Below are 13,504 nucleotides of genomic sequence, written 5' to 3'. Positions count from 1 at the left end.
CCTTAAGGCCGCACATCACGCTCACGCCAAGCGCGGTGATGACCACGATTGACAAAAAGCGCTTAAGACTGCCTCGGATTGTGCGGTAGATGCCACGGCGAAAAACCGTCGGCACCATATCGTTTGAGCTTTGGGCAGTGCGGTAGGTCGTAAAATCCTGCTCGCGCTCCGTGTTCTGCGCGTCGCGGCGTTGGCTGTTTTGGCGGTCCTGATCCATGGGCGCTACCACTCGATCGTCTCGATAGGCACGGGATTTTGCTGGACCGTCTCGCTCTCCACGCGGCCGCTCTTAAAGCGAATCAGGCGATCGGCCATGGGCGCGAGCGCGGAGTTGTGCGTGATGATGATGACCGTAATGCCCTGCTTGCGGCAGGTATCCTGCAGCAGCTGCAAGATCTGCTTGCCGGTTTTATAGTCGAGCGCGCCCGTGGGCTCGTCGCACAGAAGCAGCTTGGGGTTCTTTGCCAGTGCGCGGGCGATGGACACGCGCTGCTGCTCGCCGCCCGAAAGCTGTGCCGGAAAGTTGCTCAGGCGCTCGCCCAGGCCAACCTGGCGAAGCGTTTGTTCGGCATCGAGCGAATCGGGGCAAATCTGAGCTGCGAGCTCAACGTTTTCGAGGGCCGTCAGGTTGGGGACCAGATTGTAGAACTGGAAGACAAAGCCGACGTCGGCGCGGCGGTATTCCACGAGCTGCGCCTCGTTAGCGGAGCTCACGTCGCGCCCGTCCACCGTCACGGTGCCGGAAGTTGCCGTGTCCATGCCGCCCAAGATGTTGAGCGCCGTCGTTTTACCGGCGCCTGAAGCACCCAAAATGATGGCGAGCTCGCCGCGCTCGACCGTAAAACTCGCGCCGTCGAGTGCGTGAATGCGGGCGTCGCCCTCGCCGTATGCCTTGATGACGTCTTTGAATTCGATATAGGCCATCGATTAATTCCCATCTGGTCGGATAACTCTTTAGTATTACCCATTTCGCACCGACCAAAAAGGGACAGGTTCATTTTGGCAGGTTTTAGAGGCGGACGGTGAAGGTGATCTGGTTGCCGTGGCCGCAGACAGAAGCGCTCCCACCATGGGCTTCGGCGATGGCACGCACCACGGATAGGCCCACGCCCGAGCCGCCCGTCTTGGAGCTGCGCGACACGTCCGCACGATAGAAGCGGTCGAACAATCGATCTAGGTCGCCTTCGGGCAGCTCGTCCACGGCGTTCGAAACGACAAGCTCGGCCGAACCTTTGCCTGCACCGCGTGAGACGGCACGCAGACTCAACTCAATTACACTGCCCTCACTCGCATAGCGCGTGGCGTTATCCAGCAGCAGCTCAACCACCTGCGCCACCGCTGCAGCATCGGCATGGGCCCGCACGCCACTCGCAATCGACGTCGACAGACGCTTGCCACGCGAAACCGCCACCGACTCAAACGGCGACGCCGCCTTGTCCACTGCCTCCGAAAGATCGATCGATATCATGGTAAAGCCCGCCGAACCCTCGTCCATGCGAGCCAAAAACACCAGACGCTCCGTGAGCGCCGTCAACCGTGCAACCTGTTCGTGAATGCTCTGCGTCCACTCGCTCTCGCCGCTCTCGATCTCTTGCACCTCATTGGCGGCATCAATCACGGCCAGCGGCGTCTTGATCTCGTGGCTTGCATCGGTAATAAAGCGCTTTTGCTTGCTGTAGCTCTCGACCATCGGCCGAATCACCGCGCCCGAGGCACCCGCCACAATTGCCAACACCGCCAGCCAGCCAATGCAACTAATCGCCACGCTCGCGCTCAAAAACGAATGAAAGCTTGCAAGCTCGCGCGAGCAGTCCACAAACACATAGGTGGTCTCGTCGCCCTGAACCGTAACCGTATAGCGGTAGTTACCAGAAAAGCCCGAGGTCCAACCCTTGGAATATAGTCCTGCAGCGATGCGTGCAGCACGCTTGGCACCCACCGCGGCAATGCGGGCCGTGTTGACATCGGTCACCTGCCCACCGGCAATCGACACCGTAAAGTAGCGCGTGTCGAAGGGAGACTCCGCCGTCATACCTTCGAAGTGCCCGGTGCGCATGACCACCCTGTCACCGGCAGCGGTCTTACCGGCGCCCACATCCTCGCCGAGATCGGTCTTGGGCTCATCCGTCCAATCGATGCCGTCCTTGCCCGCCAAGATATAGTCCAGACGAGCGTCGGCCATCTTGCAGACATGCGAGTAGTTGACGATATTGATGCCGGCGATGATAAGCGTAAGCACGGCGGTCACGGCACCCATGGCAACCAGGATGAACTTACGACGCAGGCGACGTCCCATTGCACTGGCAGCATCGGCGCGCCCCGGATTACCCGAGTCCGCGCCCATGCCGAGCTTTGCCGTCGTGCGCTTCCACCACGCACTCGCGCTCACGCCTATTCGCCCTCCTCAACAACCTCGAGCGAATAGCCCTGGTTGCGCGATGCACGGATGGCCACGTTGGCACCAAGCGCCGTCAGCTTTTTGCGCAGGTACGAGATATAGACCCACACCACGTTAGCGCCTTCGGGCGCGTCCTCACCCCAAACTTCGAGCATCAAACGCTCGGTGGGCATGCGCGTGCCGGCGTTGCGCATAAAGAGCTCCATAAGCTGAAACTCTCGATTGGCCAGGTGCTCCTCGCCCAAAGGGCCCACGAGTGTGCACGATGCCGTGTCGAGGCGCACGTTGCCCACGCTGAGCGTCGTGGCGTCAATTGCCGTCGCGGCACGCGTCATGGCGCGAATGCGTGCGAGCAGCTCCTTGGCGGCGAACGGCTTGGTCAGGTAGTCGTTGGCACCGGCATCCAGGCCCTCGACCTTATCGGACACCTCGCTTTTTGCCGTGAGCATGATGATGGGCAGTCGCTTACCGGCGGCGCGTGTGCGCTTGAGTACCTCGATACCGTCCATGCCGGGCATCATGATGTCCAGAATTGCGGCGTCATAGTCGTTGGCGAGCAGATACTCGAGCGCCGTCAGACCATCGAGCGCGGTATCGACCTCGTAGTCGCTATGTTGAAGAATCGCGGTAAGGGCGCGGGAGAGGCCGGGTTCGTCCTCGGCAAGCATCAGCTTCATAGTTGTTCCTTTGGCGCACGGCTATACAGGTTTCGATACTGCCGATGATAGCGCACCGTCAACCGCCTTAGCGCAGCCTTAGCCGCTCAACCTGCGCGTTTTTAAATACGCAGGATATGGCTTAGCCAAACTTAAGGCGCAGATGTCAAACGCTTGTCCGCACGCCGGAGACGATAGAACAGCAACTCACCCTTTCGCGGCACCTTTATCATGCAAAGAGCTCGGGCACTATTCCTCGTACGCGCCCTCAAGCCGAAGCAGCCACTCCTTGCGGTCAAGCCCGCCGGCATATCCGTTGAGCGAACCATCGGCGGCAACCACGCGATGGCACGGCACGATAATCGAAATGGGATTGCGTGCAACCGCAGTCCCCACGGCACGGGGAGACACAACGGGCGCCTCGTTTCCCGGTACACGATGTCGAGCCGCAACACGCTGGGCGATCTCGCCATACGTAGCGACCTCGCCACGCGGAATAGAAAGCAGCTCGTACCAAACTTCACGCTGAAACGCCGTGCCGATCATATGCAACGGCGGCGTAAACCGAGGTTCCTGCCCTGCAAAATAAGCATTCAGCCAAGCCCAGGAACGCTCAAGCACCGAAGACGCCGCACCATTTGCCGGACTCACCGACGACATGCCGCCAGCACCAGAAACTGCATCGGCGCCTTCAACATGTTCGGGATCTTCTTTGAGAAGCGTGGAGCCAAAATGCTCCTGCCCCTCAAACCAAAGTCCCGTCAGACCGCGGCCATCAGCGGCAAGCAAGATTTCGCCCAAAGGCGAAGCAAACGTCGTCGTGACCACCAGCGGCTCCTTTCAAAACTCCGCAACATAATACCGCGAATTGTGCAGACAACCCCAATCGACCCCAAAGTCACCCAAGGCAGCAGGCGCGCAGCGCCGCAGCTGCCGCACGACCCCAAAGTCCCCGCAGGCAGCAGGCGCAACGCGCCGCAGCTGCCGGCCGCGCCCCACAGTCCCCAAAGGCGGCAGGCGCGAAGCGCCGAGGCCGCCGCCGGGACCAGGGCCCGCAACAGCCGCGCGCCCCCCACATCAGCCCAGCGGCCCCAACCAACAACGGCCCCATCGCAGACTGCTCGCAGCCGAGTCACCGCAGGCGGGGGCCGGGCTTAGCTTTCAGAACACTCCGCAGACCAGTGTGGCGCCTTGTCCGCGGCTCCGAAGGAGCAGGACAAGGCGCCACACATGGTCGAGGACGTTCTGAAAACTAAGCCCGGTCCCCGCCGGACAGGTCAACTTACTCGCAGAGCAGCTTAGCGATCTGGACGGCGTTGGTTGCCGCGCCCTTACGGATTTGGTCGCCGCAGCACCAGAAGGTGATGCCGCGCGCAGCCTCGGGGTTCGAGATGTCGCGGCGTACGCGACCGACCCAAATCAGGTCCTGGTCGGAGGTGTCCATCGGCATGGGGAAGCGGTCGTGTGCATCCTCGGCGCCCATGTCGTCAACCAGCTTCACGCCCGGAGCGACAGCCAGCGCAGCGCGGGCCTCTTCCACCGTGATGTCGCGCTCAAACTCGAGCGTAATGCTCTCGGAGTGCGAGCGCAGCACGGGCACGCGTACGCAGGTGCAGTTCACGCGCAGCTCGGGCAGGTGCATGATCTTGCGGCCCTCGTTTTGCAGCTTCATCTCCTCGGAGGTAAAGCCCTCCTCCTTAACGCCACCGATCTGCGGAATCAGGTTGCTCGCCAACTGGGCGGCAAAAGCGCGCGGCTCGGGAATCTCTTCGCCACGGCCCAGGGCGGCCAGCTGGGCCTCAAGCTCGGCCATACCGGGAGCGCCAGCACCCGAAGCCGCCTGGTACGTCGAGACGATCATACGCTTCACGCCGGCGAGCTGGTGCAGCGGCCACGTGGGAACCAAGCCGATGATGGTCGCACAGTTGGGGTTGGCGATCAGGCCGTGGTGCCACTTGATGTCGTCGGCATTGATCTCGGGCACGACCAGTGGCACCTCGGGATCCATGCGGAAGGCGTGGCTGTTGTCGACCACGACCGCGCCGCGCTTGACGGCCTCGGGCAGCAGCTCCTTGGCGATATCGTCGCCGGCAGCGCCGAGTACGATGTCGCAGCCCTCAAAGGCCTCGGGGCAAGCCTCTTCGATCACGATCTGCTCGCCGCGGAACTCAACGGTCTTGCCCGCAGAACGCGCGCTCGCCAGCAGTTTGAGCTTGCCAACCGGAAACTCCTGCTCATTGAGGCACTCGAGCACCTGGGTGCCCACGGCTCCCGTCGCGCCCAAAATAGCAACCGTGTACTGTTTCATGCTTCCCCCTTTTAAGGTTGTGGCTTTTGCCCGCACACCGAGCAGGCCGATAATTGTTGCCAGTGTATACAAGAACGGGGCGGGCACGAAACCCGCCCCGCCGAAACGAAACCGAAACGAAACGCCCCGCAGTTGATTTTTGGCACTTATCCCAAAAATCCACCGAGATAGCAGCTACTTGTGGAGCGCGGCCAGAGCGGGATCGACCGGCTCGGGAGCCTCCAAGTCGGAGACCTTCACAATACCGTTTTCGTCGGAGAAGGCACGGTAAATGGTCTGAATCGCCAGGTCGAAGTCCTTCTCCTCGACACCGATAATGATGTTGATCTCGTCGCAGCTCTGCGAAATCATGCGCACGCTCACGCCGGCCTGGCCGAGCATGCCAAACAGATGGCCCGAGATGCCTGCACGGCCGCGCAGGTTACGACCGACGGTCGCGATAAGCGCCAGACCCTCAACGACCTCGATCTCAAGCGGCTCGACCTCCTGCTGAATGTCGCCCACAAGCGAATACAGCGAGTCGTGCACGTCCCGCTCCTGCACCACGGCGCCAAAGCGGTCGACACCGGTGGGCATGTGCTCGACGGAAACGTCATAGCGTTCGAAGACCGAAAGCGCACGGCGCATAAAGCCAACGCGGGGCTTGGTGCGGTCGCGGGCCACGTTGATGGCGACAAAACCGCGCTTGCCGGTCACGCCGGTAATAATGGGCTCTGCCTCGCCCTCGTCAGCCGTCTCGCTAATGATGGTGCCGGGGTCCTGCGGCGCATTGGTGTTCTTGATGACTAGCGGAATCCCCGCCTCGCGTACGGGGAACACGGCCTCCTCGTGCAGGACGCTTGCACCCATGTACGAAAGCTCGCGCAGCTCCTCGTAGGTAACGCGGGCGATGGGCTGAGCCTCGGGCACGATGCGCGGATCGGCAGAATAGAAGCCCGAGACGTCGGTCCAGTTCTCGTACAGATCAGCGCCCAGGCACTTGGCCAGAATCGAGCCGGAAATATCGCCGCCGCCACGGTCGAGCAGCTTGATCTGGCCCTCACGCGTCGCGCCGTAGAAACCGGGCATAACAAAGCCGCCCTGCTGACCGTACTCTTGCACCAGCTCGGAGGTGCGATTCATGCTGAGCTTACCGTCGTGATGGAACGCCACAACCGTCGCGGCGTCCAGGAACGGCAGGCCCAGGTACTCGGCCATCAGGCGAGCGGTAAAGTACTCGCCGCGGCTCACGAGCTCCTCGGTAGAGTAGCCGCCCGAGCGGGCGCGCTCGGCAAAGGCCGCGAACTCCTCGCGGATGGGATAGGTGAGCTCCAGCTCGTCAGCGATATCAAAATAGCGCTGGCCAATGTCCTCGAGCAGCTCCTCGCACGACACGTGATACTTAACGTGCGCGTTAACCAGGTAGAGCAGGTCGGTCACCTTGGTGTCGCCCTTAAAGCGGCGACCGCAGGCGGAAACCACCACAAAACGGCGGGCAGGGTCGGCATCGACGATGGCCTTGATCTTCTTGAAGTGTTCGGCATCGGCGACCGACGAGCCGCCAAACTTGGCAATCTTAATCATGGGCTGGAGGTTACCTTTCTAAAAAGCCTCTGCGAACCTATTTTGCGCGCTCTGATACCATGGTTTCACCGATTGGGACCAAGGCATCCGAGGAGCAGTGTTATATGGGAACTTATCATAGTACACGAGGACGCACTTTATCGTGCTCAAGTAAGGTGGCAATCCGTACCGGCATCGCTCCCGACGGGGGTTTGTTTGTCTCGGACGAGCTCGGCACCCAGCAGGTCGATATCAGCTCGCTTGCAGATAAATCGTACTTTGAAATCGCTCAAGATGTGTTGGGAATGTTACTGAATGATTACACGGCCGAAGAAATTTCGGCGTGTGTCGACGAGGCATACCGCGGCACGTTCGCGAGTGAAGAGGTTACGCCGCTCGTCAAACTCGACGCTGCGCCGGGCGCTGACGCCCCTCAGACCTATGTGATGGAGCTCTTTGGCGGCCCCACAAGCGCCTTCAAGGACGTTGCCCTGCAGATGCTCCCCCGTCTGATGGCCCGCACTTCCGCCAAGGACGGCGGCGCCGAGCGCATCATGATCGTCACCGCCACGTCGGGCGACACCGGCAAGGCCGCACTCGCCGGTTTTGCCGACGCGCCGGGCACGGGCATCACCGTCTTTTATCCCGAGGGCAAAGTCAGCCGCGTGCAGAATCTGCAGATGTCCACGCAGGAGGGCGATAACGTCGCCGTCTGCGGCATCCGCGGCAACTTTGACGACGCCCAGAGCGCCGTCAAGCGCATCTTTGCCGATAAGGAGCTTGCCGAGTACCTGGAGGCTGCCGGCACGGTGCTTTCGAGCGCCAACTCCATCAATGTCGGTCGCCTGGTACCGCAGGTCGTCTACTACTTTGCCGCCTATGCGCAGCTGTTGCGCGCCGGCGCCATCGAGGCCGGCGACGCCGTGGAGTTCTGCGTACCGACCGGCAACTTTGGCGATATCTTGGCCGGCTACTACGCCAAGCGCATGGGTCTGCCCGTCGCCAAGCTCGTCGTGGCGAGCGACAAGAACAACGTGCTTGCCGACTTCCTGACCACCGGCGTTTACGACCGTAACCGCCCGTTCTTCACGACCATCTCGCCGTCGATGGACATCCTTATTAGCTCCAACCTCGAGCGCATGCTCTACTTCCTGTCCGATGGCGACTGCGAACTCGTTGCCGGCCTTATGGAGCAGCTGGCACAGACTGGTCGCTACGAGGTTCCCGCCGACCTGCTGGCAAAGATTCAGAGCGTCTTTGGCTGCGGTTGGGCCAGCGAGGACGAGGTCCGCGCTGCCATCAAGAGTTGCTGGGATGCGAACGGCTACGTGATCGACCCGCACACCGCCTGCGGCTATCACGTCTTTGAGCAGGTCGTTCCCGCCGAGGGTGCCAAGGCCCGCGTGCTGCTTTCGACCGCCAGCCCCTACAAGTTCCCGCGCGCCTGCTGCGACGCCCTGGGCCTCGACGTTCCCGAAGATGATTTTGAGGCTATGCGTGTGCTCGAGCAGGCCACCAACACGGTCGCCCCGACCCAGCTCGCCGAACTCGAATCCAAGCCCGTCCGCTTCGAAGACGTCTGCGACGTCGATGAGATGGCAAGCTACGTCGAGTCTGCAGCAAAACGAATGAGCACCAACTAGATCCCTTATTAAGCGCCGGCGAAAGCCGGCGCACCTTCTAATTATTTAGCTTTCGGGATGATGACGAGCGTGCGAGCGGGTCTGGCCGTTTAGTTCGTCGCGAGTTCCGCACGAGCCGGAAAGCACTTAATGTGCTTTCCGAGCGAGCCAGGACTGCCCGAGCAGCGAACTAAACGGCCAGACCCGCCCAGGAGGACTCACATGATCAAAATCACCGTCCCAGCAACCAGCGCCAACCTAGGCATCGGCTACGACACCCTCGGCATGGCCGTTAGCCTCTACTCGCACTTCACCTTCGAGCGCGCCGACAAGCTCACCATCACGGGCTGCCCCGAGGAGTTCCAAAACGAGAATAACCTGGTCTATGTGAGCTTTGTCGATGCTCTGGCCGCGTGGGGCGAGCCGGCTTTTCCCGTTGCTATCGACATTCAGACCGACGTGCCCGTCGCCCGTGGCCTGGGTTCCAGCTCCACCTGCGTCGTCGCCGGCATTATGGCCGCCGCCGCACTGACAGGCCACACCGTCGACCGCGCTGAGCTCGTCCGCATTGCCACCGAGGTCGAGGGCCATCCCGATAACGTCGCCCCTGCTATCCTGGGCGGCGCCGTCTGCTCCTTTACGCCGACCGATTCGCTCCCCCAGTGCCTGCGCTACGAGGTGAGCGATCGCTTGCGTTTTATTACCGTGATTCCGCCCTACGAGGTGCATACGAGCGAAGCGCGCAAGGTTGTGCCGCAGGAGATTCCACTCTCCACCGCCGTATGGCAAATGGGCCGCATCGCCGGCATGACGCGCGGCCTGGAAACCGGCGACCTTGACCTGATTGCTGCCGCCAACGACGACCGCATCCAGGAGCCCTATCGCCGCCGCCTCATCCCCGACTACAACGCCGTGCGCGACACCTGCCTTAACGGAGGCGCTAAGACCATCTGGATCAGCGGTTCGGGCTCGACCCTCATGGCCGTGACTGACGACACCATCGTGGCGAAGTTCCTGCAGGTCAAGCTGCGCGAGCAGTTCCCCAAGTGTGACACGCACATTCTGACGTGCGACACCGAGGGCGCTCAAATCGAGTACCTGTAGACATCCTCCCCATATACCTGTCCGGGACGGTCGGGATGTTCCCTCAAAATCGTCCTCGCGCATGAAGGCCCCTTGTCCTGCTCCTACGGAGCGACGGACAAGGGGCCTTCGCGCTGCGGAATGATTTTGAGGGAACATCCCGACCGTCCCTGCGCCTACCTTGCTGAGGACGTCTACAGGGACCCACGCTTTGAAGGGGCGCCGAGCTGATAGTTGATTTTTATTGGCAGGGGCTCTTGCTGGTAAGGAGCACTTGCTAGAGGCAGGCCTCGGCGATGCGCTTTTTTAGTTCATCGATGCCGATACCGGTCTGGGAGCTTGTGATGATCACGTTCTCGGCCGGAACGTTGAGCTGTTTTTTGATGGCTGCTGCCTGGCGGGCCTGCTGGGTGCGGCTGATCTTGTCGGCTTTGGTGAGGCAGACGATAAAGTTGAACTCGTTGCCCTGCAGGTAGTCGATCATGTCATGGTCGAGTTTACTGGGGTCGTGGCGAATGTCCACCAGCGACACAACCAGGTTAAAGCTGCGCTCTGAGTCGAAGAAGTCGCCGATAAGCTCGGCCCAGCGGTCGCGCTCGGCCTTGGAACGACGGGCGAAACCGTAGCCCGGCAGGTCCACAAAGTGCACGTCGTCGGCCTCGAAGAAATTGATGTTGCTCGTCTTGCCCGGCGTGCTCGAAACCTTGACCAGGTTCTTGCGGCCAAAGAGTTTGTTCATGATAGACGACTTGCCCACATTGGAGCGGCCCACAAAGCTCACCTCGGGACAGGTGGACTCGGGGATCTGCGAAACCTTGCCGTAGCTGGCAACAAACTTGGCAAGCTGATAGTTAATGGAATCGGCCATGGATACTCCTTGGTCGTAGATTTTTACAAAACGGGTGTGCTATTGCGCGGCGGCGATACGACGAACGATGTCAAGCGTGATGCCGCTCGCGGTGCGAGCGTACTCATCCAGATCGAACTCGCGCTCGCAAAACGCGTCATATGCCTCGTCACAATTATCGCTGATAGCGCGCAGCACCAGGCAATCGACACCATTCTTGGCCGCGATGTGCGCAATTGCCGCGCCCTCCATCTCGACGCAATCGGCATGCGTGGCCTCAATCGCAGCGTTACGCATGGCGTCACCCGTAACAAAGCGGTCACCCGTGGCGATAGTGCCACACAGGAACTGCTTGGGGTCCTTCTCCGCAGAATTCTCATCCGCCGAGGCATCCACAAATCCATGCTCGGCAAGCACGGCGGCGGCAACATCAGCCAACGCCGGCGTCGAGACAAACTCCTCGAGTCCCGGCGCCGACTCGGCGATGAGCGCCGTGTCAGTATCGAGATAGCGCAGGCACTTGCCTATAACCACGTCGTTAATATGGAGCTTAGGGTTTAGGCCACCCGCAATGCCCGAAAACACAACGGCCTGCGGGGCATATTTGCTGATGAGATGCTGCGTTGCCGCCGCGGCGTTTACGGTTCCCATGCCAGCGGTCGTAGCAACAACGGACAAACCGTCGAGCTCGCCGTTGACAACGGTCAAGCCCGCCTCTTGTGCCACACGAGCGCCGTTCAGTTCTTCTTTAATCTGCGCAACCTCTTTTTCGAGTGCACCGATGATTGCGATGGTAGGCATACCATCCCCCAAACCCGTGAAAACTGCTATCCACGGTATGGTACCAGCATTTTGACTCAACCGCGCAATACGAAGTCGCTAGACCACCGCAGCGCGGGTATCGTAGAGGAGCAAAAGACTTGCTAGCCGATGGCGTTTTTTAGCTCCGCGCGGCGCTTTTTCATGCCGGTCATAACGGCATTACGCAACTCGGGCATGCGCGCGGTATCCATCTGGGGCACGCCCTCGAGCTTATAGGGAATGCCCAGTTGCTCGTACTTGACGACACCCATCGTGTGATACGGCAGCATTTCCAGGCCCACCACGTTGTGCCATGGAGCGATGAGGCGACCGAGCTTCTCGCACTCCTCCACCGTGTCGGTAATGCCCGGCACCACCACGTGGCGGATAACGACCTTGATCTTGCGACGTGCAAGCTCATCGCCAAACGCCAGAATGCGTGCGGGATCGCACCCAGTCAGCTTTTTATGCTCGACCGGGTCGGCATGCTTAATATCGAGCAGTACCATGTCGGTCTCGTTGAGCACGGCATCGAACTTCTCGGGATGCGCGGGATCGAACGCATAGCCGCAGCTATCCAAGCAGGTGTGCACACGACCATCGTGGTTATTGTGCATGGCGTGGAACAGGTCGGCCAAAAACTCAGGCTGCAGGAGCGGCTCGCCGCCGGACACCGTAATACCACCGCTGCGGTAAAACTCATGGTTACTCTGGAACTCGTCCATAAGGTGCTCGACGGTCACCATCGTGCCGCCGTTAACCGACCAGGTATCGGGGTTGTGGCAATACGCACAGCGCATGGGGCAGCCTTGGACAAACACTACGAAGCGGATGCCGGGTCCGTCGACCGTCCCCATCGTCTCGATTGAATGCACGCGGCCAAGGGCAAACGCAGAGTCCTCGGGACGAGCGTCCACACCCTCAAGCGTCATTTCTGCCATTCGCGCTACCTTGCCTCTCCTTGGATGCAACCAATTAAAATGCCAGAGCCATTCTAGCCCATGTGCTTGCGTTTAAACGTCTCGGGCTAGAATGGCACGTTTTAATCTATCCCCCATCACCATGGCTGGGGTCTACGTCGAGATGTCAGGCTGAAGAACGCTCGCCTGCGGCCTTTACGCTTTAAGCGTGAGCACCGCACCGAAGGCGGTCGGGCCGCAGTGGCTCGAGATGACGCCGCCGACCTGAGTCCAGGTAATGTCCTTAAAGCCCAGGTCGTGCGCATAGACTTCCATGTCGTCGCGCAGCTCCTGGGAAAGGCCTACCGAATACGCCAGGCCAATGTGCGAGTAGTCGATCTCGCCCTTCGCAACCATGTGGTCAATAAAGGCGCGGGCGCACTTGAGCATAGAGCCGCGGAACTTCTTGGTCGCCACGAACTTGCCGCCCGTCACCTCAATGCAGGGCTTAATCTTGAGCAGATGTGCGCCAAGGAATGCGACGTTGGACAAGCGACCGCCCGCCTTAAGGAAGGCAAGATCGGTAGGAACAAAGCCCAGCAGCACGCGGTCCATGACGGAGTTCGCGAAGGCGAAGATCTCGTCGACGGTGGCATCGGGGTGAGCCTCGATGTATTTGGCGGTCTCGACGACAACAAGCGACTGGCCCACCGAGACAAAACGCGTGTCCATGGAGTAGACGTAGTCGCGACCCTTGGCGGCGATCTTCGATGATTGATGCGAGCAGGTCGTGGCCTCGGAATATGCAAGATGCAGAATGGTCGCGTCGGGTTGCTCGGCATGGATGCGGTCGTACACATGCGCAAAATCTGCCGGCGCACAGCCGCTGGTCTTGGGCATCACGCCAAACTCGTTGCAGCGCGAATAAATCTCGAGCGGATCGATCGAGCCGTCCTCGACGGTCTCGTCACCAATCGTGACATGCATAGGCACGCGCACGATGCCGTAGCGCTCGCAGAGCTCTGGCGTCACATCCGAACCAGATTCAACCACGATTATGTACTTGCCCATTATTATCACGACCCATCTCGACGTTGGCTTTTTAATATGTGACACACGCCCGCCGTCCTGCTACAGAACGACCCCCAAGCGCCAAAGAGACGCCGCCCTTTGCACATAACAAAGGACAGCGTCTCCCTGGAAAACTCCGTGCTTATCTGAGATTCTACACGGTTTATTAAGGAGTGTTACTTATTCCGCAAACGGTCACTATATGCGGTAAGCGGTAGTTGGCCGCGACAACTGCGACACATTCCGTCCAGCAAATCCAATCGTGCTCCACGCACGG

General features: G+C 60.4%; 13 protein-coding genes. 2 read left to right on the top strand and 11 right to left on the bottom strand.

The genetic code is table 11. The features are described 5' to 3' along the window. The 7 genes from AB5758_RS03235 to AB5758_RS03205 form a co-directional block, all read right to left on the bottom strand. Nucleotides 1–217 (bottom strand): hypothetical protein (locus tag AB5758_RS03235; protein WP_368155363.1); only part of this gene is annotated, 217 nt, incomplete at its 3' end. Between the two features lie 5 nt (nucleotides 218–222). Beyond that, nucleotides 223–924 carry an ABC transporter ATP-binding protein gene (locus AB5758_RS03230; protein WP_368141312.1) on the bottom strand — a complete coding sequence of 234 codons (702 nt, stop codon included), beginning with the start codon at nucleotides 922–924 and terminating at the stop codon, nucleotides 223–225. An 85-nt stretch (nucleotides 925–1,009) separates the two neighbouring features. Beyond that, nucleotides 1,010–2,389, bottom strand: a complete 1,380-nt coding sequence (locus tag AB5758_RS03225) for a sensor histidine kinase (protein WP_368141313.1) — start codon at nucleotides 2,387–2,389, stop codon at nucleotides 1,010–1,012. Nucleotides 2,390–2,391: 2 nt separating this feature from the next. Next, a complete protein-coding gene (locus AB5758_RS03220; protein WP_161115065.1) occupies nucleotides 2,392–3,075 on the bottom strand; it encodes a response regulator transcription factor in 684 nt (227 codons plus the stop codon). 228 nt (nucleotides 3,076–3,303) lie between these two features. After that, nucleotides 3,304–3,882 carry a methylated-DNA--[protein]-cysteine S-methyltransferase gene (locus AB5758_RS03215; protein ID WP_227790904.1) on the bottom strand — a complete coding sequence of 193 codons (579 nt, stop codon included), beginning with the start codon at nucleotides 3,880–3,882 and terminating at the stop codon, nucleotides 3,304–3,306. 454 nt (nucleotides 3,883–4,336) lie between these two features. Continuing rightward, a complete protein-coding gene (locus AB5758_RS03210; RefSeq protein WP_368141314.1) occupies nucleotides 4,337–5,362 on the bottom strand; it encodes an aspartate-semialdehyde dehydrogenase in 1,026 nt (341 codons plus the stop codon). Between the two features lie 174 nt (nucleotides 5,363–5,536). Further along, nucleotides 5,537–6,925, bottom strand: coding sequence for an aspartate kinase (locus tag AB5758_RS03205; protein ID WP_368141315.1), 1,389 nt, complete (start codon nucleotides 6,923–6,925; stop codon nucleotides 5,537–5,539). A 104-nt stretch (nucleotides 6,926–7,029) separates the two neighbouring features. Here AB5758_RS03205 and thrC point away from each other — a divergent pair, with 104 nt between their 5' ends. Then, nucleotides 7,030–8,547 (top strand): threonine synthase, encoded by a 1,518-nt coding sequence (gene thrC, locus AB5758_RS03200; RefSeq protein ID WP_368141316.1) that lies wholly within the window; start codon nucleotides 7,030–7,032, stop codon nucleotides 8,545–8,547. Nucleotides 8,548–8,748: 201 nt separating this feature from the next. Beyond that, nucleotides 8,749–9,630 (top strand): homoserine kinase, encoded by an 882-nt coding sequence (gene thrB / locus AB5758_RS03195; RefSeq protein WP_006234874.1) that lies wholly within the window; start codon nucleotides 8,749–8,751, stop codon nucleotides 9,628–9,630. A 256-nt stretch (nucleotides 9,631–9,886) separates the two neighbouring features. On the opposite strand, the gene yihA is transcribed toward thrB, so the two are convergent. The 4 genes from yihA to AB5758_RS03175 all read right to left on the bottom strand — a co-directional run bounded on the left by yihA (nucleotide 9,887) and on the right by AB5758_RS03175 (nucleotide 13,227). Next, nucleotides 9,887–10,477 carry a ribosome biogenesis GTP-binding protein YihA/YsxC gene (gene yihA, locus AB5758_RS03190; protein ID WP_368141317.1) on the bottom strand — a complete coding sequence of 197 codons (591 nt, stop codon included), beginning with the start codon at nucleotides 10,475–10,477 and terminating at the stop codon, nucleotides 9,887–9,889. 39 nt (nucleotides 10,478–10,516) lie between these two features. Beyond that, the gene (mtnN, locus tag AB5758_RS03185; RefSeq protein ID WP_035137633.1) at nucleotides 10,517–11,257 is read right to left on the bottom strand and encodes a 5'-methylthioadenosine/S-adenosylhomocysteine nucleosidase; all 741 of its coding nucleotides are present in this window, start codon (nucleotides 11,255–11,257) and stop codon (nucleotides 10,517–10,519) included. A 122-nt stretch (nucleotides 11,258–11,379) separates the two neighbouring features. Then, nucleotides 11,380–12,198 carry a pyruvate formate-lyase-activating protein gene (gene pflA, locus AB5758_RS03180; protein ID WP_161144619.1) on the bottom strand — a complete coding sequence of 273 codons (819 nt, stop codon included), beginning with the start codon at nucleotides 12,196–12,198 and terminating at the stop codon, nucleotides 11,380–11,382. Nucleotides 12,199–12,372: 174 nt separating this feature from the next. Further along, nucleotides 12,373–13,227 (bottom strand): DegV family protein, encoded by an 855-nt coding sequence (locus tag AB5758_RS03175; RefSeq protein WP_161162444.1) that lies wholly within the window; start codon nucleotides 13,225–13,227, stop codon nucleotides 12,373–12,375. Between the last annotated feature and the right edge of the window lie 277 nt (nucleotides 13,228–13,504).

It is taken from the genome of Collinsella aerofaciens, assembly GCF_040926405.1.
Taxonomy (GTDB): domain Bacteria; phylum Actinomycetota; class Coriobacteriia; order Coriobacteriales; family Coriobacteriaceae; genus Collinsella.
The sequence above is the reverse complement of the archived record's forward strand: the minus strand, read 5'-3'. Positions and strand labels throughout refer to the sequence as shown.

Coding starts and splice junctions, on each gene's coding strand:
- pflA (WP_161144619.1), bottom strand. CDS start 12,198: ATGGCAGAAATGACGCTTGAGGGTGTGGACGCTCGTCCCGAGGACTCT.
- thrC (WP_368141316.1), top strand. CDS start 7,030: ATGGGAACTTATCATAGTACACGAGGACGCACTTTATCGTGCTCAAGT.
- AB5758_RS03230 (WP_368141312.1), bottom strand. CDS start 924: ATGGCCTATATCGAATTCAAAGACGTCATCAAGGCATACGGCGAGGGC.
- thrB (WP_006234874.1), top strand. CDS start 8,749: ATGATCAAAATCACCGTCCCAGCAACCAGCGCCAACCTAGGCATCGGC.
- AB5758_RS03175 (WP_161162444.1), bottom strand. CDS start 13,227: ATGGGCAAGTACATAATCGTGGTTGAATCTGGTTCGGATGTGACGCCA.
- AB5758_RS03210 (WP_368141314.1), bottom strand. CDS start 5,362: ATGAAACAGTACACGGTTGCTATTTTGGGCGCGACGGGAGCCGTGGGC.
- AB5758_RS03205 (WP_368141315.1), bottom strand. CDS start 6,925: ATGATTAAGATTGCCAAGTTTGGCGGCTCGTCGGTCGCCGATGCCGAA.
- mtnN (WP_035137633.1), bottom strand. CDS start 11,257: ATGCCTACCATCGCAATCATCGGTGCACTCGAAAAAGAGGTTGCGCAG.
- AB5758_RS03220 (WP_161115065.1), bottom strand. CDS start 3,075: ATGAAGCTGATGCTTGCCGAGGACGAACCCGGCCTCTCCCGCGCCCTT.
- yihA (WP_368141317.1), bottom strand. CDS start 10,477: ATGGCCGATTCCATTAACTATCAGCTTGCCAAGTTTGTTGCCAGCTAC.